Genomic DNA, 21,972 nt, shown 5'->3' on the forward strand with positions numbered 1-21,972 from the left:
ATTAAACGGCTTATTTATTTGGAGAAGTATAAAAATGAACCAATGGTTAGAGTCCCTGGCGCCACAAGCGATTTGGAGACAGTTTCGAGTATTGTGCGATATCCCGCGCCCGTCCTTTCATGAGAAGGCATTACGTGACTATTTGTTTGATTGGGCTGAGCAGCTGGGCATGAAAGCCTATGTTGATCCCGCTGGCAACTTGATCATCTACAAAGCCGCCAGTGCTGGTATGGAAGATCGAGAAACTGTGGTTTTGCAAGGCCACCTCGATATGGTGGCACAGAAGGAATCCGACTCCACTCATAATTTTGAAACCGATCCGATTCAAACCTTTGAGCAAGATGGCTGGGTGCACGCTAAGGGCACGACTTTAGGAGCGGATAACGGTATCGGTGTTGCCGCTATATTGGCGATATTGGAAAGCCAAGACATTGCTCACGGCCCGCTAGAAGCCGTGTTTACCATTGAAGAAGAAACCAGTCTGCGCGGTGCCTCTCAGTTAGAAGAGGGCATTCTTAAGGGTAAGCGTATGCTAAACCTAGACTCTGAAGATCGCGGTGATGTTTACATTGGTTGCGCTGGTGGTATGGATATTAATGTGAGCCACCGTTTTGCCAGCGAACTGAACGAGCAGTTTGATAGCGCTGTGCGTATCAGTATCAGTGGTTTAAAAGGCGGACACTCGGGTCTTGATATCAATAAAGGCCTAGCCAATGCCAACGTTTTATTGGTGCGTTTGTTAAATGATTTAAGTGCAGAGATCGAATTTGGTCTATCTGAATTGGTTGGTGGCACGTTACGAAATGCGATTGCTCGTGATGCCTATGCCATATTGCAGCTAGCTGCCGAGGATCTAGCATTCTTTGAGAATTGGTTAAGCCAGCAAGCTAATCTTATCGCTACAGAGTTTGTGGATACGGATCCTAACTTATCGATTAAATCGTTACCAGCCAGCTCTGCTGCGCACTTATCAAGTTCTACTCAAGAACAACTGCTTCAAGCATTGCTGTGTGCGCCAAATGGTGTGCATCGTATGTCACCTACCTTGGCTGGCGTGGTGGAAACGTCTTGTAACTTGGGAGTCATTGAACTTCATGAACAAAACGATTCCATGGCTTTCTCCGGTTGCTTGTTAGTGCGCTCATTGGTGGATAGTCAGACACAGTATTTAGCGACTGTGGCTAAGGCACCATTTGCTTTGATTGGCTGTGAGGTGAAATTAGAAAATGGCTACCCAGGTTGGAAGCCTGAGCCTTCATCGACGTTGTTGCAGCAATTTGATCAGGTGCATAACGCAGTAATGGGCTTTACGCCTCAGGTCAAAGTGATTCACGCGGGCCTAGAGTGCGGTATCATCGGAGCGAAATACCCTGGCATGGAAATGGTGTCCTTTGGTCCAAATATTCGCGGTGCGCATTCGCCGTCAGAACGTATGGAAATCAGTTCTGTGGCCGAGTTTTGGCAGATTTTAGTGACCCTATTGGCACAAACGCCTAAAGCAGCAAGCGCATGAAGGATTGTTCCGTAAGTCTCGATGGGCACGTGTATCACGTGCCCTCTGGGCAAAACCTCTTAGCGCTCTTGTTAAAGCAAGGTGCACTGATTCCACACAGCTGTTTGGCGGGGGCGTGTGGCAGCTGTAAGCTGTATCAAGCCAATGGCACGCCAATCTTGGCCTGTCAAACCATGGTAAATCAGCCGCTGGAATTACTTACTAAACCAGTAGAGCGTTTTACTGTGGCCCTAGCGTCCTATCAAGTGGAGCTGCAATCAGATCAGTGGTGTAAGGTGCAGGCTCATTGTTCGTTAAGCTTGCCTTTGGGGGCCGTGTTTCGCTGGCAACTTAATGATGAAGTAGGCCGATCCGTCAGTTGCAGCATCACTGGCGATTTGCTGACGTTTTACTTTCCGACACGTTTGATAGACCAGCTTTCAGAAGTTCGTATTGAACAGGGCGCTCAGCGCGCACAACTGGATATTTCGGCGTCTCATTTAATCTTATATTCCTCGGGTAATCAGGTCCTGGCAGAGGACCTCTGCCGCGTGATGCAAGCTGCAGGCTTTGAGCAAAACGTTCTCATTGCCCCTATCGATTTAACTAGCAAACCTGCGGCGTTATCCTTCCAGCGCTTCGATAAAGCCTTGGTGCTAAATGATCAGCCAGCTTCTTTAGAAGAGCTAGAACAATGGCTTAGCGACAGCCGCTGTCGTGTTGCCGAATTTACCTTTATGACACATTCAAATTAATGAAAATTTTACACACATCGGATTGGCACCTAGGCCAGAGTTTTATGGGAAAAAGTCGTTTAGAAGAACATCGACTTTTTATTAATTGGTTGGCTAGCACTGTTAAAGAGCAAGGGATTGAAGCGGTGATTTTAGCCGGTGATGTGTTTGATACCTCTACGCCGCCAAGCTATGCCCGGGAGCTCTATCATGATTGCGTGGTGCAACTGAATAGACTGGGTTGTCAGTTTATCGTGGTGGCCGGCAATCATGATTCCGTCAGTGTGTTAAATGAAAGCAAAAGTCTGCTGGCCAAGTTAAACGCCTATGTGGTGACCCGGCCAAGTTGGGAGAACTCAGAAGATTCAGTGCTATCTCTGTATGATCAAGCGGGTGATTTAGCGGCCTTGGTGTGCGCCATTCCGTTTCTGCGCGCGCGGGATATGGTGCGTTACGAAGCGGGACAATCGGGTTCTGACAAGCAGTTGCAATTAGCGGAACAAATACAGGGTTATTACCAGCAACAATATGACTGCGCTCAGTCTATCTCGACCGATGTACCTATCATTGGTACAGGGCATTTGACCATGGTCGGTGGTGAAAAAACCGAGTCCGTGCGTGATATCTATGTGGGCAGTCTTGAGTCGTTATCGCCTAGTCTGTTGCCAGCTTTCGATTATCTAGCCTTGGGGCATATCCACAAGCCTATGCCGGTTGGCGGACATTCAAATTGGCGTTATTCCGGTTCGCCAATGCCAATGAGTTTTGATGAAGCGAATAGCCCAAAGTCCGTCTGTGTTTACGATACTGTAACACGACAAGTAGAGCGTATCTCGATTCCTGCCTTCCGTCAGTTGCTAGCACTAAAAGGCTCTCGTAGTGAACTGTTGAAGCAGGTTGAGAAACTGGATGATGAGCAAAATTTAGCGATTTGGCTGGATATCACGGTTAACGAAGATATTAATTTGGGGCCTTTTCAAGAGAAGCTGACTGAGCTGTGTGATGGTCGCAATATTGAAGTGGTGAAGGTTCAACGTACGCGTAAAGCGGCGAGCTTGTTTGATGGTAGTGGTGAGACTTCAACCCTAGAAGATATAACCCCAGAGGAAGTATTTGATCGCTTGTTACTAGAAAAAGAAATTGAGCAAGAACGTGCTCAGACTTTGAAGCAACTCTTTACCAGCATAGTGAATGATCAGGAGACTCAAGCATGAAGATTTGTTCGTTACGCTTTGAGAACTTGAACTCTTTAAAAGGGAAGTGGTTTATCGACTTTGAAGCGGAGCCTTTCAAAGATGCTGGTATTTTTGCCATCACAGGCCCAACAGGCGCCGGTAAATCGACCTTGCTCGATGCTATTTGTTTAGCGCTTTATCATCAAACCCCGCGGGTCAGTGTGTCCCAATCAGCCAACGATGTGATGACCCGACATACGGGTTTTTGCTCGGCAGAAGTGGTGTTTGAAGTGAAAGGCAAACGCTACATTTCCAGTTGGGAGCAAAAACGGGCGCGTAATAATCCAGAGGGAAATCTGCAGCCTATCCAATGCAGTTTAAGCCTTAGTGATGGTTCAGTGTTGGCGGACAAAATCGCCCAAAAGCAAACGCAGATTGCTGAGATTACCGGTCTTGATTTTGCTCGCTTTACCCGCTCAATGATGCTCGCTCAAGGGGGCTTTGCCGCGTTTTTGAATGCTAAAACCGATGAGCGTGCGGAGCTTTTAGAAGAACTAACGGGTACCGAAGTGTATGCGGATATTTCTAAACGTATCTTTGAAAGGCACCGTGAGCAAAAGGCCCAGATCAAACAGCTAGAAGCGGTACAAGCCAGCCATAAATTAATGGATGAAGACGAATGGCAAGCGTTGCAGGAACAGAAGTCAGCCTCTGAGCAGCGCAAAAACGAATTAGACGTTGGCCTGAAAGCGTTACAAAAGGTGCTGGATTGGTATCAACAGGCGGAACGTTTGCAGCACAAGTTAAGTCTGCAACAGCAGCAGTCTGAGCAAGCGGCGCACCATCTTGTGGCCATTGAATCGGATAATCTTCGTCTGCAAGCTGCCATCGAAGCACAGAGAATTGAGCCTGACTATCGAGCGTTGCAGAAGGCGCAGCAGACTCTGCAAAGTCAACAGCAACTCGAGTCCGAGCTTGTGCAGCAGCAGTCAGCTGCAGAGCGTCAGATGGCGCAACAGCAAGATCAAGTTCAGCAAACCGATGGGGCCTTTACACAACAAAAAGTTCAACAAGAAGAGTTTGAACAGGCCGCTATTAGCACTTGGTTGCCTTTGGAAGCCGATCTTGCGGCATTACAGCTGTCGTTTACGGAAGCGAATAAGCGCCTTGAAACCAGTCAAGGACAATTGCAGCAATTGGATGGGGATCGACAACGACTGTTGCAAAAAAAACAGCAGTTAGATGTTGAGCGAGAGACGCACACGCAGGCCTTGGTACGCTGGCATGATGGTGCGAAAGCTGTAAGTCTAAAAGAGAAATGGCAGTTGCAGTCTGAGCGCATAGCCGGGCTCACTCAGCAACAGACTGAGCTCAAGCGCTTAGCTCAGCAAATGCAGCAGGAACAGACTCAGCTTGCTGCGCAGTGGCAGGCAGACAAGCAGCATAGCAATGCCTTGTTAGAACAGAAAAATCAGTTAACGACTCAAATTCAAGAAACGCAGGAAGCACTAAAGCGCCTGCTCAATGGCCGTCCTTATCAGGTTTGGTTAGAGGAATTGGAGGCGCTTTCGAAGCAACAAACAGATTTGCAGGCACAATATCAGGCCGCCGAACGTTATCAAACATTACAGCAGCGTCATCTCCAAAGTGTTACTCAACAGGCTGATCTGCAGACTAAGTTGGTGCAGCTATCGGAAAAGAAAAACACCACTGAAGCCTCCTTAAACGCCTTAGCTCAGCAGATAGAGGATCTAGATCAGCGTATCAAGCTGCAGCAACGTGTGGTCATTTTAGAGCAAGAACGTGAACGCTTAGAGCCAGGCTGTCCCTGTCCATTGTGTGGTGCCCAAGAGCATGACCTCACCTTGGTAGAAACCTTAAGTCAGGATCATTCCTTAGTTGAGCGCTTGCAGGCCTATCGCGAAGAGCAGGTGTGTTTTCAGCAAACCTTGCAAAACGATCATCAAGAGATAGCGCGTCTAAACGGCTTTTTAGAATCTTTATTGCCGACACTTCAAAGTATTGAAGCGGAAATGGCGGATTTAGCGCAACAATTCGAGTTGCTTAGTAAGTCCGATGTCGATTTAGCCTCACTGCAGCAGTCGCTGTTTACCGTTGGCAAAAAGATAGAGCGCTATAAAGAGGCGAGTCACTATTATCAAACACTTGAGGCAACACGTCGTGACTTGTCAGAACAGTTATCGAACCTGACTCAGGCCGTGCATCAAAACGACATGCTGGTTCAGCAGAAACAACAGCAAGCGCAGCAATTGTCACAGAGGCTAACGGATAACGAGGCACTTTTTACACAGAATGAGCTGGATATCCAGTCAATGTCTGATGGGCTTTGCCAGTCTATTTCAACCTTGTTAGCGGATAAATCGCTGCTAAATGATGCGCCAAATGACTTAAGCGCTGTGCTAAAGGCATTAGAGGCTTGGCAAATGGCTCAGCAACAGGTGCAGCAGATTGAGCAAAAAACTGCCGAATGTGATTGGCATCTTGAACAAATGGCTTTGAATGGGCAAAGCCTGCAGCGCCAATATGAAATGGACACGGCCCAACATCAACAACTGCTGGAGCAGTTTGCAAAGCTCAAACAGCAATATCAACAGGGCTTGTCAGGTCATTCGGTGCAACAGTGTCGTAGTGACTTGGCGCAACAATTAGAGCTCGCTCGACAAGCAAAAGAGGCAGCCCTGACAGCCTCGTCTGAACACAAGCTGCGACAGATGCAACTTAATACCCGACTGGAAGAGATAAAGGTTCAGTTGCAGCAGCAGCGACAGGAATTGGAGCGATTGGATGGCGAATGGCAACAGGTCTTGTTTGGATCCGGCTTTGACGATTTAGGCGCATGGAAGGCAGCACTATTACCACAAGCGGAGCAAATACAGCTTGAACAACAGAAAAAAACGGCAGAAAGTAACGTGCAGCAAAGTCTTGTGTTGATGGCGCAGATCCAAGTTGACGTAGCGTCACATCAAGACCTGTTTGAACAATTGCCTAAGATTGAAGCCTTTGACGGTTTGCCTGAGCTAAGACTTCGCTTTGAGTCTCAACAAACTTGTTATCAAAATGTGTTAGTTGAGCTCGGACAGATTGCAGAGCGCCTTCAGTCCGAGGAGAATAAACGACGGTCGAATCAAACCATGCTGCAGGAAATTGCTGCGCAGAAGGCTGAATTTGAATGGCTAGATGATCTTAACGGCTTGATTGGCTCGGCAGACGGCGCTCGTTTTAGACGTTATGCACAAAGTGTCACCCTAGATCATTTGGTATGGCTGGCTAATCGACACCTAGTCACCTTACATGGTCGTTACCAGTTAGGACGTCAGAAAGGGGAAGGTCTTCAACTAGAAGTGATTGACCGCTGGCAGGGGGATATTACTCGTGATACGAAAACGCTTTCTGGAGGCGAATCATTTCTGGTGAGCTTGGCCTTAGCGGTCTCATTATCGGAATTGGTCTCTCATAAAACATCGATTGATTCGCTGTTTTTGGATGAGGGATTTGGTACCTTGGACAGCGAAACGCTTGATGTGGCGTTAGATGCTTTAGATCGCTTAAACAGCACGGGTAAGACGATTGGGGTCATCAGTCATGTCGAAGCGCTAAAAGAGCGCATTCCTGTTCAGTTACAAGTTAATAAACATGCTGGTTTGGGGGTTTCGACGCTGGCTGGATCGTTTCGTGGATAAAAATGTATGAACAATTGTTGTGCCTTACTTTTCCCCAGAAATGATAGTAAAACCTTGTAAATAAGCTGTAAAAAGTTTTTAAAATCAGTTGCTTATGGGTTTGGTTCAAATTGCGCACAGGTGCACTGTTAAGGCACAATGTTACGACAGTTTGTGATTTGTTTGCATAGAATTGCTTCATTTCTACTTGTATGTTGTTAAAATAGCGTATTGCGTAAACTATTCTGTTTATAAACGCTACTGCTTTGATTTAATTAAGGAAATTCTTTAGATGTCAGATAATGACTTTCGCCTCAAAGGGAGTGTAGTGACCACGGTTTTATTAGAGGTCAAATCCCCGAATCTGGAGCAGATCGAGTTGGGGTTGAAGGAAAAGATTGCTCAAGTTCCTCAGTTTTTTAATCAAGCGCCTCTTATTATCGACATTAGTCAATGTTCGACAGCACTTTCATTGGATCAATTTCAGGATTTGGTCAAAATTTGCCGTGAATTAGGGTTGGCTGTGATTGGCTGGCGCGCTGTTGAAGAGGCTATTCCGGCTTGGCGTTTTGATTCTGAATTGCCTTTATTGCCCAATGCTAACAGTCGTCAAATTAATGTTAAGAATGAAACGCCTGCACCGGCAAAAGATCCACATGTGGTGATCAAAACAGTAGTTGAAGAGCGTGAAGTGACTCAGCCTACCAAAATGATCACCAAGCCAGTGCGCTCTGGTCAGCAGATTTATGCATCGGGTGATCTAGTGGTGTTGTCTCAAGTGAGTGCCGGGGCAGAGGTCTTGGCCGAAGGGAATATTCATATTTATGGAGCCCTGCGAGGTCGCGCGTTGGCTGGAGTGAAAGGTAATACTTCGGCGCGTATATTTTGTAAGAACATGGAAGCAGAGCTGGTCGCCATTGCTGGCAATTTCATGCTGAGCGACGCACTGCAAAAAATTATTTGGAAAGATGCCGCGCAAGTGCTATTAGTGGATGAAACATTAGAGATCGCCTCACTATAGGTTAGGGCAAAGGCTAAAAGAATTAAGTTTCGGGGGATATATAGTTGGCTAAGATTATCGTCGTAACCTCAGGTAAAGGTGGGGTGGGTAAAACAACATCCAGTGCAGCAATTGGTACTGGTTTGGCAATGAAGGGTCACAAAACAGTTATTATCGACTTTGATGTGGGCCTACGTAACCTTGATTTGATCATGGGCTGTGAACGCCGCGTAGTTTATGATTTTGTAAACGTGATCAATAAAGAAGCCACTTTGACGCAAGCCTTGATTAAAGACAAGCGCACCAAAGATCTCTACATTTTGCCAGCGTCACAAACCCGTGACAAAGACGCGCTGACAACGGAAGGTGTAGAGGAAGTGCTTAACGAGTTGTCTAAGGACTTTGAATACATCGTTTGTGATTCACCTGCTGGTATCGAAAAAGGCGCGCAAATGGCGCTTTACTTCGCTGACGTTGCAATCGTGACGACTAACCCAGAAGTCTCTTCTGTGCGTGACTCGGATCGTATCCTTGGCATTTTGCAGAGTAAGAGTCGTCGTGCTGAGCAAGGCTTGTCGCCAATTGAAGAGCACTTGTTAGTGACACGCTACAACCCTGAGCGTGTGTCTGAAGGTGAGATGTTAAGCGTTGCAGACGTAGAAGAAATTCTAGCAATTCCGCTATTGGGGGTGATTCCTGAGTCTGAAGCGGTATTGAAAGCGTCTAACCAAGGTACACCGGTTATTCTTGATGCACAGGCGGAAGCGGGTCAGGCTTACTCTGATGCGGTAGATCGTTTATTAGGTGAACAACGTCCATTGCGTTTCACTGACGTGCAAAAGAAAGGATTCTTCAAACGACTATTAGGAGGCTAGCGTGGGAATTTTTGATTACTTCAAAAGTAAAAGTGAACCAAGTTCGGCATCAGTCGCCAAGGATCGTTTGCAGATCATTGTTGCTCATGAACGTAGTCGTCGAACACAGCCAGATTACCTTGAACAAATGCAGCAAGAAATCATTGCTGTGATTCGTAAGTATGTTCAAATTGAAAGTGATGATGTGCAAATTCAACTGGAAAATACCGATGACTGTTCGGTACTTGAGTTGAACGTGACGCTTCCTGAAAAGAACTAAAAGGCTAGCCGCTTTAATCCGTTGATTGAGGCGGCTGTGTTTTTATTAACAATAGTTCTCACTTCCAAAACAGCCCTTTAAGCGAGTATGATTGTCTCTTCTCCGTGTGAAGTAGACCTATGAAATACCTAGTTTCGCTTATATCTCTATCAGCTCTACTGTTGGGCTGTCAGCCAGCTTCCCAAAGTTCCGTAGTTCAAAATTATCAGCAAGTACCACGACAAGATCTGCCTGTTGCAATGGATCATCCGAAGGCAAAGCTTGGCAGTCAGCTGTTTTTCGATCCCAATCTTTCCGTTGGACGCAATCAGTCTTGTGCTAGCTGTCATGATATTTCTCGTGCCTTTACGGATGTGCGTCGTGAGACTTTTTCGGGTGCTTTGTCTCTTGGTAGTGACAATGTCGCGACGGGGGGGCGTAATGCGCCAGCGGTGTCTTACGCAGCTTTAACACCACCTTTCCATCGTGCTAAGTCGGGTGAGTATCGTGGTGGTCAATTCCTTGATGGCCGAGCCAATGATTTGGCACAGCAAGCGGCAGGGCCTTTTACCAATCCGGTCGAAATGCAGATGCCGAGCGAATCGGCAGTGGTGGATCGGGTGATGGAAAGCCCTGGTTATACGCAGCAATTTCAAAAGCTGTATGGCAACAAAATCTTTGCTGATAAGAATCGAGCTTTTCGTGCTATTACCGATGCCATTGCGCATTTTGAACAAACTGAACTGTTTATGCCGTTTGATTCAAAATATGATCGTGTTATGCGTGGAGAGGAGCAATTTACTGCGCAAGAGGAGTTGGGCAAAACCTTGTTCTTCTCGCAGCAGTTCACCAATTGTAATGCTTGTCACCAGCTGAATCCTTCACCCTTTTTTAAGCGTGAGCCCTTCACTAATCATGAATATCGCAATATTGGTGTGCCGGCCAATGCCGAATTGAATCTGGCTCGTGCAGATGAGGGTTTGTATGCCAATCCTGCTGTTAACGATAAGGAGCAGCGGGGTAAGTTTAAGGTGCCGACACTGCGTAATGTGGCGATCACAGGGCCTTATATGCACAATGGTGTGTTTCAAGATCTGCGCACGGTAGTGCTGTTCTATGATCAATATAATAACCCGGTGCGCAAGCTTAACCCAGAAACGGGTAAGGCTTGGGGGCAGCCAGAAGTGCCTGAAAATGTCGATACGAAAACACTCACTCAGGCTCCGGCGCTAGATAATCGTCGCGTAGATGCATTAGTAGCGTTTCTGAAAACGCTTACCGATCAACGTTATGAATCATTGCTAGAGCAGAACTAGGCACTGAATAGAGGCTCTAGCTTCTTATTGTTTCCCTCTCAACGGCTAGACAGTCCAGTTGTCTAGCCGTTACATTCTAAGAGTTAATAGATAACTCGAGAGGGAACGCAGTTCATGAAATACAGTCAATTAGGTCGAACTGGTGTAGAGGTATCAAGAGTGTGTCTTGGTACCATGACCTGGGGTAAGCAAAATACCCAAAAGGATGCGGACGAGCAGTTAGCATTCGCATTAGATCAAGGTGTGAATTTCATTGATACAGCAGAGATGTATGCTGTCCCGCCTTCTCCTGAGACGTACGGTAAAACGGAGTCTATCATCGGTGATTGGTTATCTCGTCATGGTCAGCGACGAGAAGAGTTTGTTTTGGCCACTAAGATAGCAGGCAATGGCTTGTCTTGGGTGCGTAATGGTGGAGATGTTACCGCTGAAGCCATCATTAGCTCAGTGGATAATTCGCTAGCGCGCTTAAAGACTGACTACATCGATCTCTATCAAATTCATTGGCCGAACCGTACCTCACCGCATTTTGCCAAACACTGGCCTGATCGTATTAATTTCACATCGGTTGATAGCGCATCTCAGTCTTCGCAAATGCTAGAAATACTGCAGGCGTTAGGGGAGTGTGTTAAAGCGGGTAAGATTAAATATTTCGGCTTATCCAATGAAACGCCGTGGGGCATTAATGAATACCTGCGTTTAAGTGATAAATATGATTTGCCACGAGTCGCTTCCATTCAAAATGAGTTTAGCTTGTTGCATGCCAAAGACTGGCCATATTTGATTGAGAATTGTGTTCGTGAAGATGTGGCTTACTTGCCTTGGTCACCATTAGCAGCGGGTGCCTTGTCGGGTAAATACATTGATGGTGCACGACCTGAGGGGAGTCGCTGGAGTTTTGCGCAGCGCAATGGATTGTTCCGTGATACGGAAGCTTCCAACGGGGCGATTAAAGCCTATAAAGAGTTGGCTGAATCGTACGGCTTAACCGCCTCTCAAATGGCGCTGGCATGGGTGGATCGAGTGGATGGTGTCACCTCGACAATTATTGGTGCAACGAAAATGTTTCAGCTAGAAGAAGATATGAAAGCGTTTGATCTGATTCTAAGTGACGCTCTGCAGGCGGATATCGCTGCGATCTTTAAGCAATATCCAATGCCTTACTAAGCAGCCCTTTGTGCTGTGAGTGATAGGTATAAAAAAACCCGGCATCAGCCGGGTTTTTTGTGTCTTAACTGTAGGGCTGATTATTTTTCAGCTTTCTTAGCTTTAGCAGCTTCGATTACAGCTTCTGCTACGTTAGCAGGACATGAAGAGTAGTGAGAGAACTCCATAGAGAACTGACCACGACCAGATGTCATTGTACGTAGGTGACCGATGTAGCCGAACATTTCAGATAGTGGAACGTCTGCTTTGATACGAACGCCAGTTACGCCAGCTTCTTGGTCTTTGATCATACCGCGACGACGGTTCAAGTCACCGATTACGTCACCAACGTGATCTTCTGGAGTGAACACGTCAACTTTCATGATTGGCTCAAGAAGTTGTGCGCCAGCTTTTGGAATAGACTGACGGAACGCGCCTTTCGCAGCGATTTCGAAGGCAATTGCAGAAGAGTCAACCGCGTGGTAACCACCGTCGAATAGCTCAACTTCAACGTCTAGTACTGGGTAGCCAGCTAGAACACCTTCCTGCATCATAGACTTGAAGCCTTTCTCAACTGCAGGCCAGAATTCTTTAGGCACGTTACCACCAACAACTGTTGATGTGAACGTGAAGCCAGAACCTTGCGCACCAGGACGGATGCGGTAGTCGATCTTACCGTATTGACCAGAACCACCAGACTGTTTCTTGTGCGTGTAGCTATCTTCAACAGCTTTAGTGATTGTTTCACGGTAAGCTACTTGTGGTTGACCAACGATTAGGTCTACACCGTAAGTACGTTTTAGGATGTCTACCTTGATGTCTAGGTGAAGCTCACCCATACCTTTAAGGATAGTTTCACCTGATTCTTCGTCAGTCTCAACTTGGAAAGATGGGTCTTCTGCAACCATTTTACCGATCGCGATACCCATTTTCTCGTTGCCGCCTTTGTCTTTAGGCTGAACAGCGATAGAGATTACTGGCTCAGGGAAGATCATCGCTTCAAGAGTACATTCGTGCTTAGGATCACATAGAGTGTGACCAGTTTGAACGTTCTTCATACCGATAACGGCTAGGATGTCACCCGCTTGAGCTTCAGTGATTTCTGTACGATCGTTTGCTTGCATCTCAACCATGCGGCCGATACGCTCAGTTTTACCTGTTGCAGAGTTAAGTACAGTGTCACCTTTCTTAAGACGGCCAGAGTACACACGGATAAACGTTAGGGCACCGAAACGGTCGTCCATGATCTTGAATGCAAGTGCTTTTAGAGGCTCGTCAGCAGATACGATTGCTTTCTCGCCAGTAGGCTCACCAGTTTCAGGATCAGTTAGATCTTGTGGGTCAACTTCTGTTGGGTTTGGTAGGTAGTCAACAACAGCGTCAAGTACTAGTTGCATACCTTTGTTCTTGAATGCAGAACCACAGAATGTTGGGAAGAATGCTAGTTCGCGAGTACCTTTACGGATACAGCGTTTGATGTCTTCGATAGATGGCTCTTCGCCTTCTTCTAGGTAAGCCATCATTAGATCTTCGTCTTGCTCAAGAGCAGTTTCGATCATCATTTCGCGGTATTCAGCGACTTTGTCTTCCATATCCGCTGGGATATCTTTAACTTCGTAGTTTTCTGGAAGACCAGAGTCGTCCCATACGTAAGCTTTCTGAGTTAGGATGTCAACAACACCAACGAATTGATCTTCTTCGCCGATTGGAAGAGTCATAACAAGTGGGTTAGCTGCTAGAACGTTTTTAACTTGATCTACTACACGGTAGAAGTTAGCACCTAGACGGTCTAGTTTGTTAACGAAGATAATACGAGCAACTTCTGACTCGTTAGCGTAACGCCAGTTAGTTTCTGATTGTGGCTCTACACCACCAGAACCACAGAATACACCGATACCGCCATCAAGTACTTTCAAAGAACGGTATACTTCTACTGTGAAGTCAACGTGTCCAGGTGTGTCGATAACGTTTAGGCGGTGGCCTTTCCATTCACAAGTTACGGCTGCAGATTGGATTGTGATACCACGCTCTGCTTCTTGTTCCATGAAGTCAGTAGTCGATTCACCGTCGTGTACTTCACCGATCTTATGGATTTTACCAGTAAGCTTAAGGATACGTTCAGTAGTGGTAGTCTTACCCGCGTCTACGTGGGCGAAGATACCGATGTTTCTGTAAAGTGATAAGTCAGCCATTACATTACTCTATAAGTGTAGGATGAATTTTTCGCATAGTTAGTATACAAGACTTTTCAGCGAACTAGTCAGGTATTCGCGCGTATTCTATTATACTTTGCTAGGGCAATAAAAGAGGAACACCGTTAACCCCCCTATATTTATGGGATTATTTTCTATTAATCGCGTCTCAAACGGTCGGAAATGGCGATTGGGTTGGGGTAGCAGAGAATAACCACATAGGTCGAAAGGGCAAAGGTTAGAATGGCGGTTGCCTGAATGACATGACTTGCCTCTACTCCGATTAGTCCTAAAGATGTCGCTAAGTAAGCGATTAATAAAGAAAACTCACTGACTTGCCCAAGGCGAAAGCCAACTTCCCAACTGGTATTTTTGTCTTCTTTTAAGCCTTTCAATAAATAGCGAAACACGGTGGGTTTGGCGATCATGGACAGCAGTGCCAAGGCTAGGGCAGGCCAAATCACCAGACCTAACAGGTCTAAGTTGAAGCTTGCGCCGATCGAGAAAAAGAACAAGATTAAGAAGAAATCCCGTAGTGGTTTTAGGTTGATGGCAATGTACTGTGAAATGGGGGAGGTAGCTAGCGCGACGCCGGCAATAAAGGCCCCCATCTCGGCTGATAAGCCTAACACTTCAGCAGCGGTAGCCATAGCAAGACACCAGCCAATAGATAACAAAAAGATGTACTCATGAAAGCGGTCGAACTTGCTGATGAGTGGCAGTAAAACGTACTTTACAGCTAAAAATGAGCCAATGATTAGGGTAGGTAGACCAACAATAGGCATCAAATATTGCTGCATGCTATCGCCACCGTTTGCGCTGTTGCCGATCGCGACAAGAGCAAGCAATACCGCAATGGCAATAATATCTTGCAGCAGTAACAGGCCTACTACAATTTCACCGGTATGTTTGTGATGCAGTACGGTGGTGGGTAATAGCTTGATGCAAATAATGGTGCTTGAGAACATCATGGCGAGGCCAATGATGATGGCTTCCATTTCAGTGTAATGAAAAGCTTTTGCTGTAAGATAGCCCAGTGCGGCAAAGGCTAGGGAAGACGAAATGGCAACCCAAGAGGCCTTTTTCAGCATATTGAAAAGATGGCTGGGTTGCATATCGAGTCCCAGCAAAAAAAGCAGGAAGATAATGCCAATATGCGACATGCCGTCTAATAGTTTGGGTTGATCAATTAGCTGTAAAGCGTACGGGCCGAATAGTGCACCAAGAGCAATGTAGGCAAGAATCAGAGGTTGCTTAGTGTAAAGGGCAAGTGAGGCGACCACGGCCGCCCCAGCAAAGATAAGAAAAAAAGAGTGTACGATGTTTACATCCATATCTTGCCCTCAATTCGGTATTACCAAGAGCTAGATGATACCTTTTTTCTGCGTGTCATTGGAAACAGTAGGCCGAAAATAGCACCAACAATTAATGTGCCTGCGCCGATCAAGAACCAGCGTTGCTCGATAGAGGAGTTCATGGCTTCATTCTGTGCAACCAAAGTATCTACTTGTTGCTGCAGAGATTGGATCTTGTAATCTGATTCTTCGTTGGCTGTTACAATAGCTTTGGCTTGTTGTGCCAATTCAGAGACGCCGTTTAACTGATTTTCTAGGGCCTGTTTTTGTGAAGTGAGTGTTTCAACGGATGAAACAAGGTCAGCATTCACGTCTTTGGTTTTCTGTAGTGTTTCTTCGGCGTTTACTTGTGCTTCTTTAGCTTGAGTGAGTTGGTTTTGAAGATGAACCAACTGATCGCGGCTGACGCGATCATCGGTGATAAAGTAGCTCGGTAGCCAGCCTTCGTTGCCATCAGGAGTACGGACTTTAATGTGGTCGTCACGGCGATCTAACACGGTTAAAGGTGTGCCGCTTTTAATCCCGCGCTCGGTGGCGCGCGAGTCGTTGCTTATCCCTTCGCGGATAGCGACGAATTGAATGTCAGAAACATAAACCGTTTCTGCCTGTGCTGAAAGTATAACGCTAAAGGAAGCCGTTAATCCGAACAGTAGTTGTTTTAGCACGTGAAGACCCTTTTACAATCAATTACTTGTAACGAGACAATAACGCTACTATGGCTTTAGCGCAACAACTAGCTGGTCTGCTTTATAAAGGGATTGTGTCAGTAATATGTAAAACAAAAAAGCGCAACCGAAGTCGCGCTTTTTGAGACTGGCTTAATCTTAAAATTAAGCTGCGAAGTTCGCTGCTGCGAATTCCCAGTTTGCAAGTGCCCAGAAACCTTTTAGGTAGTCAGGACGTACGTTGCGGTAGTCGATGTAGTAAGCGTGTTCCCACAGGTCAACCGTGATCAAAGCAGTTTGACCAGCAGTCATTGGTGTGCCAGCGTTGCTAGTGTTAACGATTTCTAGAGAACCGTCAGCGTTTTTCACCAACCAAGTCCAGCAAGAACCGAAGTTGTTCACTGCTTTGTCGCTGAATTCAGCTTGGAAGTCTGCGAAAGAGCCCCATTTTGCGTTGATTGCATCTGCTAGAGCGCCAGTTGGCTCGCCGCCGCCGTTAGGGCTTAAGCTGTTCCAGAAGAAAGTGTGGTTCCAGATTTGTGCAGCGTTGTTGAATACGGGGCCAGCTGGAGCAGAAGTGATGATCTCTTCTAGAGACTTGCCTTCGTACTCAGATCCAGGAACAAGACCGTTTAGCTTAGTTACGTAAGTGTTGTGGTGTTTGCCGTGGTGGAACTCTAGAGTCTCAACTGACATGTGTGGTTCAAGAGCATCTTTTGCGTAAGGTAGAGCTGGTAATTCAAAAGCCATTTCTTTTCTCCTTGCTTTATTGTAATGAAAAGTGCTTGTGATCAAGCAGTTAATGGTGCTTATATACTAGCATTGAACATTTGAATATTATATTCATTCTATTTGTATGGTTATTTATTCCCATAGATTTTCATAGTTGTACAAAGATTATTGGCCGAACACTTTATGCGAAAAGATGATGATGTTGAGATTCCAAGCTTAACGCTTGATCAAGACGAGCTTAATGACCGAACCTCGACCAGCGCCACTGCCCAAAGGGCAGGAAAACAGCGCCTTAACCCGCCTCCAGCGAAGCCTAGTGGCTCAGTTCAAGTGGTCACTAAAAAGCCAAGTCTGGGTTTTGTGTACTTCCTATTGCTACTAATAATAGGTGGTGCTGGGGCTGGTGGCTACTGGCTTTGGATGGAAAATCAAAAGCTACGTGACGAATTGTTAGGCGCTCGTAGTCAAATTCAGGACTTGGATAGTCAATTGGTGGCCGCCGATGTTTCTAACAGTGAGTTGGGGACTACGGTAGAAGAAACGCTTAAGAATCATGAAGGCGAAATTCGTAAGCTGTGGGGAGTGGCTTACGATCGTAACCGCACCGCAATTGCGACCAACGATTCTAAGATTGAAGTGCTTGAAGGTAAGTTGGCCGATTTGCGTGAAGTGGTTTCCACTCAAGGTAAGCGCGCTGCGGTGCAGGCGGATGCCTTTAATGAAATTGAAAATGGCTACAACACCATGATCAGTACGGTCGCTACGCTTGAAACGATACAAAAAGAGCAGGTTGCTAAAGTAGCTGATCTATCCTCTGAAATAGGTTCGGTTATCAAGCAGGCAGGTGATATAAAATCTCAGAGTGATCGCATTGCGGCATTAGATGGTCAGTTGAAATCTTTAAAGCAGAGCTTAGAACGCTTGACCACTCAAGTCAGTCAGCAAGGTCAAGGCTTGGATAACTTAGCAAAAGCACCGAGCGCACCCGCTGTGCCTTCTAATTTAGGATCTCGTTTGGATAATACTGAAGAGGCGATTCGTTCAATTGATGAGTTTCGTCCACAAGTGTTGCGTGAAATTAACAACTTGAAAGCTCAAGTTCGCCAAATGTCATTGGAATTGAGTATGGCGAAAGGTGGTTGATTTAGTCATCGATTAGCAGTGTTGATGTAGATCAAAGAAAGGCTGACTTGTTCAGCCTTTCTTGTTTTTGGCATAAGGAAAATGCTGAGCAATTCGCTAGAATTCGCGCCATATTCACTCCTCTATAAAGATTTATTATGACCGAATTGCTATCTCCTGCGGGTACCCTTAAAAACATGCGCTATGCCTATGCGTACGGTGCTGATGCAGTTTATGCAGGCCAGCCTCGCTACAGTCTGCGTGTACGTAATAACGACTTCACCATGGCTAATCTTGCGCAAGGTATTGAAGAGGCGCATGGTCTAGGTAAGAAACTGTACGTAGCTACCAATATTGCGCCACACAATGCCAAGATTAAGACTTTTATCAAAGACATGGAGCCTGTAGTTGAAATGGGGCCAGACGCTTTGATTATGTCAGACCCTGGTTTGATGATGCTGATTAAAGAGAAGTGGCCGGATATGCCGATTCACTTGTCAGTGCAGGCCAATGCGGTGAACTGGGCGACGGTTAAGTTCTGGCATAACTTTGGCCTAGAACGTGTGATTCTGTCGCGTGAGTTGTCGCTTGATGAGGTAGGTGAAATTCGTCAGATGGTGCCAGAGATGGAAATCGAGACGTTTGTTCACGGTTCTTTGTGTATTGCCTACTCTGGTCGTTGTTTGCTGTCGGGCTACTTTAACCGTCGTGACCCGAATCAAGGTACTTGCACTAACTCATGTCGTTGGCAATATGATGTGAAATCTGCAGTGCAAGACGAGAATGGTGATATTGTGCCGGCGGATGGTAGTCACTTAAAAGGTGTGCAGAGCTTTGATCCATCTGAATTTACTGCACCGACTTTGGGTGAAGGTAAGCCATTTGATGATGTTGTGTTGCTGCGTGAGCAAGGGCGTGAAGGGGAGTTTATGCCTGCGTTTGAAGATGAGCATGGCACCTACATCATGAACAGCCGCGATTTGCGTGCTATTCAACACGTTGAGAAGTTGATTGAGTTGGGCGTGCATTCCCTAAAAATTGAGGGTCGTACCAAGTCGCACTTCTATGCCGCGCGTACCGCTCAGCTGTACCGCAAAGCGATTGATGATGCGATTCATGGCCAGCCATTTGATATGTCCTTGATGGATAAGCTGGAAGGCTTGGCGAACCGAGGTTACACCGAAGGCTTCTACCGTCGCCATGTGCACGATCAATACCAGAACTACCAATACGGCAACTCGATCTCAGATCGCCAGCAGTTTGTTGGTGAGATGTTGGATTGGAATAACGGCTGGTTGACGATTGATGTGAAAAACCGCTTTAAGGTAGGGGATTCGATTGAGTTGATCACGCCAACAGGCAGTATGATTTACAACATCGAAGCGATGGAAAATTTAAAGGGTGAAACTATGGCGGTAGCACCTGGATCTGGTCATAAAGTACGTATTCCATTGCCGTACCAACCGGAGCAATTGGAGCTTGGTTTGGTGATGCGTAATCTGCCAAACGGTTTCTAAGTCTGCTTGCATTGATTTGGCTCCCAAAAAAGGCTCATTATGAGCCTTTTTTAATATCTATATGCTATGAAAATCTAGTTGGGCTGGTTTTTATAACTTTCTGGCATGTTATAGTTAACTAAATGCCGAAGCCTTTTAATATTTGGACGAGATAATATGACAGTTACAGAGGCAAGACTGACTCACCTTAAACAGCTTGAAGCTGAAAGTATTCACATTATTCGTGAAGTGGCCGCAGAGTTTGACAATCCGGTCATGCTGTATTCGATTGGTAAAGATTCAGCGGTAATGCTGCATCTTGCTATGAAAGCGTTTTACCCAGGTAAGCCGCCTTTCCCACTATTGCACGTTGACACAGGTTGGAAGTTCAAAGAAATGATCACGTTCCGCGACGAAATGGTTGCGAAGCTTGGTCTTGATCTTCTAGTGCATCAAAACCCAGAGGGTGTTGCTCAAGGTATCGGGCCATTCACTCATGGTAGTGCAGTACATACTGACGTTATGAAAACTCAAGGCTTGAAACAAGCGCTTGATAAATACGGTTTCGATGCAGCCTTTGGTGGCGCGCGTCGTGACGAAGAGAAATCACGTGCTAAAGAGCGTGTGTACTCTTTCCGTGATAAGCAACACCGTTGGGATCCAAAAAACCAGCGTCCAGAGTTGTGGAACATCTACAACGGTAAGGTGAACAAAGGCGAAAGTATTCGTGTGTTCCCTCTGTCTAACTGGACGGAATTGGATATCTGGCAATACATCTACCTAGAGAGCATTCCAATTGTTCCTCTTTACTTCGCTGCAAAACGTCCAGTGGTTGAGCGTGATGGCGTTCAAATCATGGTTGACGATGAGCGTATGCCATTGAAAGAAGGCGAAGTGCCAGAAATGAAATCAGTACGTTTCCGTACGCTTGGCTGTTACCCACTAACAGGTGCGGTAGAGTCAGAAGCGGACACGCTACCTGAAATCATTCAAGAGATGCTTTTGACTAAGAGTTCAGAGCGTCAAGGCCGTGTCATCGACCACGATTCAGCGGGTTCGATGGAAGAGAAGAAGAAGCAAGGTTATTTCTAAGGCTAGGAGTTGTAAGAATGTCTCATCAATCAGAAATGATCAGTCAAGATATCCTTGGCTACCTAAAACAGCATGAAGAAAAAGATCTACTTCGCCTTCTAACCTGCGGTAACGTAGACGATGGTAAAAGTACCCTAATTGGTCGATTGCTACATGATTCTAAGTTGATCTATGAAGATCACTTGGATGCTGTAAAACGTGACAGTAAAAAATCTGGCACACAAGGTGAAGAAGTAGACTTGGCGCTACTTGTAGATGGTCTGCAAGCAGAGCGTGAGCAAGGTATCACGATCGACGTAGCTTACCGTTACTTCTCAACTGAGAAGCGTAAGTTCATCATCGCCGACACACCTGGGCATGAGCAGTACACACGTAACATGGCGACAGGCGCGTCTTCGTGTGACTTGGCGATCATCTTGATCGATGCTCGTTACGGTGTGCAAACGCAAACACGTCGTCACAGCTACATTGCTTCGTTGCTAGGTATTAAACACGTTGTGGTTGCGATTAATAAAATGGACTTGGTGGGTTTCTCGGAAGAGAAATTTAACGAAATCCGTACAAGCTACCTAGAGTTTATTGAGCAGCTAGGTAACCGTAAGCCTGAAGATGTTCACTTCGTACCAATGTCAGCGCTTAAAGGTGACAACGTAGTAAACGCATCTGAGCAAACGCCTTGGTATCAAGGTGGTCCTTTGATGGAGATCCTTGAGCAGGTTCAAATTAACCGTGATGTGAAGAGTGATTCGTTCCGCTTCCCAGTACAGTACGTAAACCGTCCAAACCTAGATTTCCGTGGTTTTGCCGGCACTATCGCAGCGGGTCAAGTGAAACCTGGTGACGAAATCGTTGCTTTGCCATCGGGTAAAAAATCTAAAGTGGCTGAAATCGTGACTTACGATGGCAACTTAGATGTGGCGAAGAGTGGTCAAGCGGTGACGCTAACGCTGGAAGACGAAATCGACATCAGCCGTGGTGACATGATTGTTCACCCAGGTCACGAGCCAGAAATTAGCTCTAACCTACGTGCGTCAGTTGTATGGATGTCTGAGCAGCCATTGGTGCCAGGCAAGCTTTACAACTTCAAACTAGGTACGCAAACGGTTCCTGGTAAAGTACATCACATCAACTACCGCGTTGACGTGAACACACTTGAGCAAATGCAAGTTGAACAGCTAGAGCTTAACGTGATTGCAGACTGTGTTATCAGTTTTGATGCGCCGGTTGCATTCGATAGTTACCAAACTAGTCCTTTGACAGGTGCTTTGATTATTATTGATCGTCTATCAAACGTAACCGTTGGTGCGGGTATGGTTGAAGAGGCGGTGGGTGATTTGGAAGCTGATACGGTTGTAACAGCGGAAGAGCGTGCGGCACGTCTGGGCCAGAAGCCTGCAGTAGTTGCCCTAGCGGCAGGTTCGGCAGTTGATGCGCAGCTGCTTGAGCGCTCATTGCTACGTCGCGGTGTGGTTGCATTGGCTAAGCTTGATGCGACAGTTGCTGAAGCAGAACTGCTGAAACAAACCGGTGTAGTGGTTGTGGTAGCGGATGCTGCAGTGGCTGATATAGAGCTAACTGATGGCAGCCATGACGACGTTGTAGAGCAAATTTTGTCGACAGTTCGTCTGTAATTCGTCGCCAATTCGTGTATAAAAGCCACTG

The 21,972-nt window shown here is 46.3% G+C and carries 17 protein-coding genes; 13 read left to right on the forward strand and 4 right to left on the reverse strand.

Annotated elements, in window-relative coordinates:
- The first annotated feature begins 34 nt into the window (after positions 1–34).
- From ACOSVP_RS03830 to ACOSVP_RS03870, 9 genes are all read left to right on the forward strand, one after another.
- Positions 35–1,513, forward strand: a complete 1,479-nt coding sequence (locus ACOSVP_RS03830) for an aminoacyl-histidine dipeptidase (RefSeq protein WP_487346167.1) — start codon at positions 35–37, stop codon at positions 1,511–1,513.
- A complete protein-coding gene (locus tag ACOSVP_RS03835; RefSeq protein WP_487346168.1) occupies positions 1,510–2,247 on the forward strand; it encodes a 2Fe-2S iron-sulfur cluster binding domain-containing protein in 738 nt (245 codons plus the stop codon). Before ACOSVP_RS03830 ends, ACOSVP_RS03835 begins: the two co-directional genes overlap by 4 nt.
- A complete protein-coding gene (locus ACOSVP_RS03840; protein ID WP_487346169.1) occupies positions 2,247–3,440 on the forward strand; it encodes an exonuclease SbcCD subunit D C-terminal domain-containing protein in 1,194 nt (397 codons plus the stop codon). Before ACOSVP_RS03835 ends, ACOSVP_RS03840 begins: the two co-directional genes overlap by 1 nt.
- The gene (locus ACOSVP_RS03845) at positions 3,437–7,102 is read left to right on the forward strand and encodes an AAA family ATPase (RefSeq protein ID WP_487346170.1); all 3,666 of its coding nucleotides are present in this window, start codon (positions 3,437–3,439) and stop codon (positions 7,100–7,102) included. Before ACOSVP_RS03840 ends, ACOSVP_RS03845 begins: the two co-directional genes overlap by 4 nt.
- 271 nt (positions 7,103–7,373) lie before the next feature.
- Positions 7,374–8,102: a septum site-determining protein MinC gene (minC, locus tag ACOSVP_RS03850; protein ID WP_487346171.1), complete on the forward strand. Its 729-nt coding sequence runs from the start codon at positions 7,374–7,376 to the stop codon at positions 8,100–8,102.
- A 44-nt stretch (positions 8,103–8,146) separates the two neighbouring features.
- Complete coding sequence (gene minD / locus ACOSVP_RS03855; protein WP_487346172.1) at positions 8,147–8,956, forward strand: septum site-determining protein MinD; 810 nt, start codon at positions 8,147–8,149, stop codon at positions 8,954–8,956.
- A 1-nt stretch (position 8,957) separates the two neighbouring features.
- Positions 8,958–9,215 carry a cell division topological specificity factor MinE gene (gene minE, locus ACOSVP_RS03860; RefSeq protein ID WP_055462934.1) on the forward strand — a complete coding sequence of 86 codons (258 nt, stop codon included), beginning with the start codon at positions 8,958–8,960 and terminating at the stop codon, positions 9,213–9,215.
- 119 nt (positions 9,216–9,334) lie between these two features.
- Positions 9,335–10,510: a cytochrome-c peroxidase gene (locus ACOSVP_RS03865; RefSeq protein ID WP_487346173.1), complete on the forward strand. Its 1,176-nt coding sequence runs from the start codon at positions 9,335–9,337 to the stop codon at positions 10,508–10,510.
- A 114-nt stretch (positions 10,511–10,624) separates the two neighbouring features.
- Positions 10,625–11,677, forward strand: a complete 1,053-nt coding sequence (locus ACOSVP_RS03870; protein WP_487346174.1) for an aldo/keto reductase — start codon at positions 10,625–10,627, stop codon at positions 11,675–11,677.
- Positions 11,678–11,757: 80 nt separating this feature from the next.
- Here ACOSVP_RS03870 and fusA read toward each other — a convergent pair whose 3' ends face one another.
- From fusA to ACOSVP_RS03890, 4 genes are all read right to left on the reverse strand, one after another.
- Complete coding sequence (fusA, locus tag ACOSVP_RS03875; RefSeq protein WP_487346175.1) at positions 11,758–13,848, reverse strand: elongation factor G; 2,091 nt, start codon at positions 13,846–13,848, stop codon at positions 11,758–11,760.
- 158 nt (positions 13,849–14,006) lie between these two features.
- A complete protein-coding gene (locus ACOSVP_RS03880; protein WP_487346176.1) occupies positions 14,007–15,182 on the reverse strand; it encodes a cation:proton antiporter in 1,176 nt (391 codons plus the stop codon).
- A gap of 20 nt (positions 15,183–15,202) precedes the next feature.
- Positions 15,203–15,868: a TIGR04211 family SH3 domain-containing protein gene (locus ACOSVP_RS03885; protein WP_487346177.1), complete on the reverse strand. Its 666-nt coding sequence runs from the start codon at positions 15,866–15,868 to the stop codon at positions 15,203–15,205.
- A 165-nt stretch (positions 15,869–16,033) separates the two neighbouring features.
- Positions 16,034–16,618 carry a superoxide dismutase gene (locus ACOSVP_RS03890; RefSeq protein ID WP_487346178.1) on the reverse strand — a complete coding sequence of 195 codons (585 nt, stop codon included), beginning with the start codon at positions 16,616–16,618 and terminating at the stop codon, positions 16,034–16,036.
- Positions 16,619–16,783: 165 nt separating this feature from the next.
- On the opposite strand from ACOSVP_RS03890, the gene ACOSVP_RS03895 reads away from it, so the two are divergent.
- From ACOSVP_RS03895 to cysN, 4 genes are all read left to right on the forward strand, one after another.
- Positions 16,784–17,743: a hypothetical protein gene (locus tag ACOSVP_RS03895; RefSeq protein WP_487346179.1), complete on the forward strand. Its 960-nt coding sequence runs from the start codon at positions 16,784–16,786 to the stop codon at positions 17,741–17,743.
- Positions 17,744–17,880: 137 nt separating this feature from the next.
- A complete protein-coding gene (gene trhP / locus ACOSVP_RS03900) occupies positions 17,881–19,239 on the forward strand; it encodes a prephenate-dependent tRNA uridine(34) hydroxylase TrhP (protein WP_487346180.1) in 1,359 nt (452 codons plus the stop codon).
- 156 nt (positions 19,240–19,395) lie between these two features.
- Positions 19,396–20,310: a sulfate adenylyltransferase subunit CysD gene (gene cysD, locus ACOSVP_RS03905; RefSeq protein ID WP_055462925.1), complete on the forward strand. Its 915-nt coding sequence runs from the start codon at positions 19,396–19,398 to the stop codon at positions 20,308–20,310.
- A 17-nt stretch (positions 20,311–20,327) separates the two neighbouring features.
- Positions 20,328–21,941 (forward strand): sulfate adenylyltransferase subunit CysN, encoded by a 1,614-nt coding sequence (cysN, locus tag ACOSVP_RS03910; protein WP_487346181.1) that lies wholly within the window; start codon positions 20,328–20,330, stop codon positions 21,939–21,941.
- The last annotated feature ends 31 nt before the right edge of the window (positions 21,942–21,972 follow it).

It is taken from the genome of Marinomonas sp. HM11-D, from assembly GCF_057626615.1.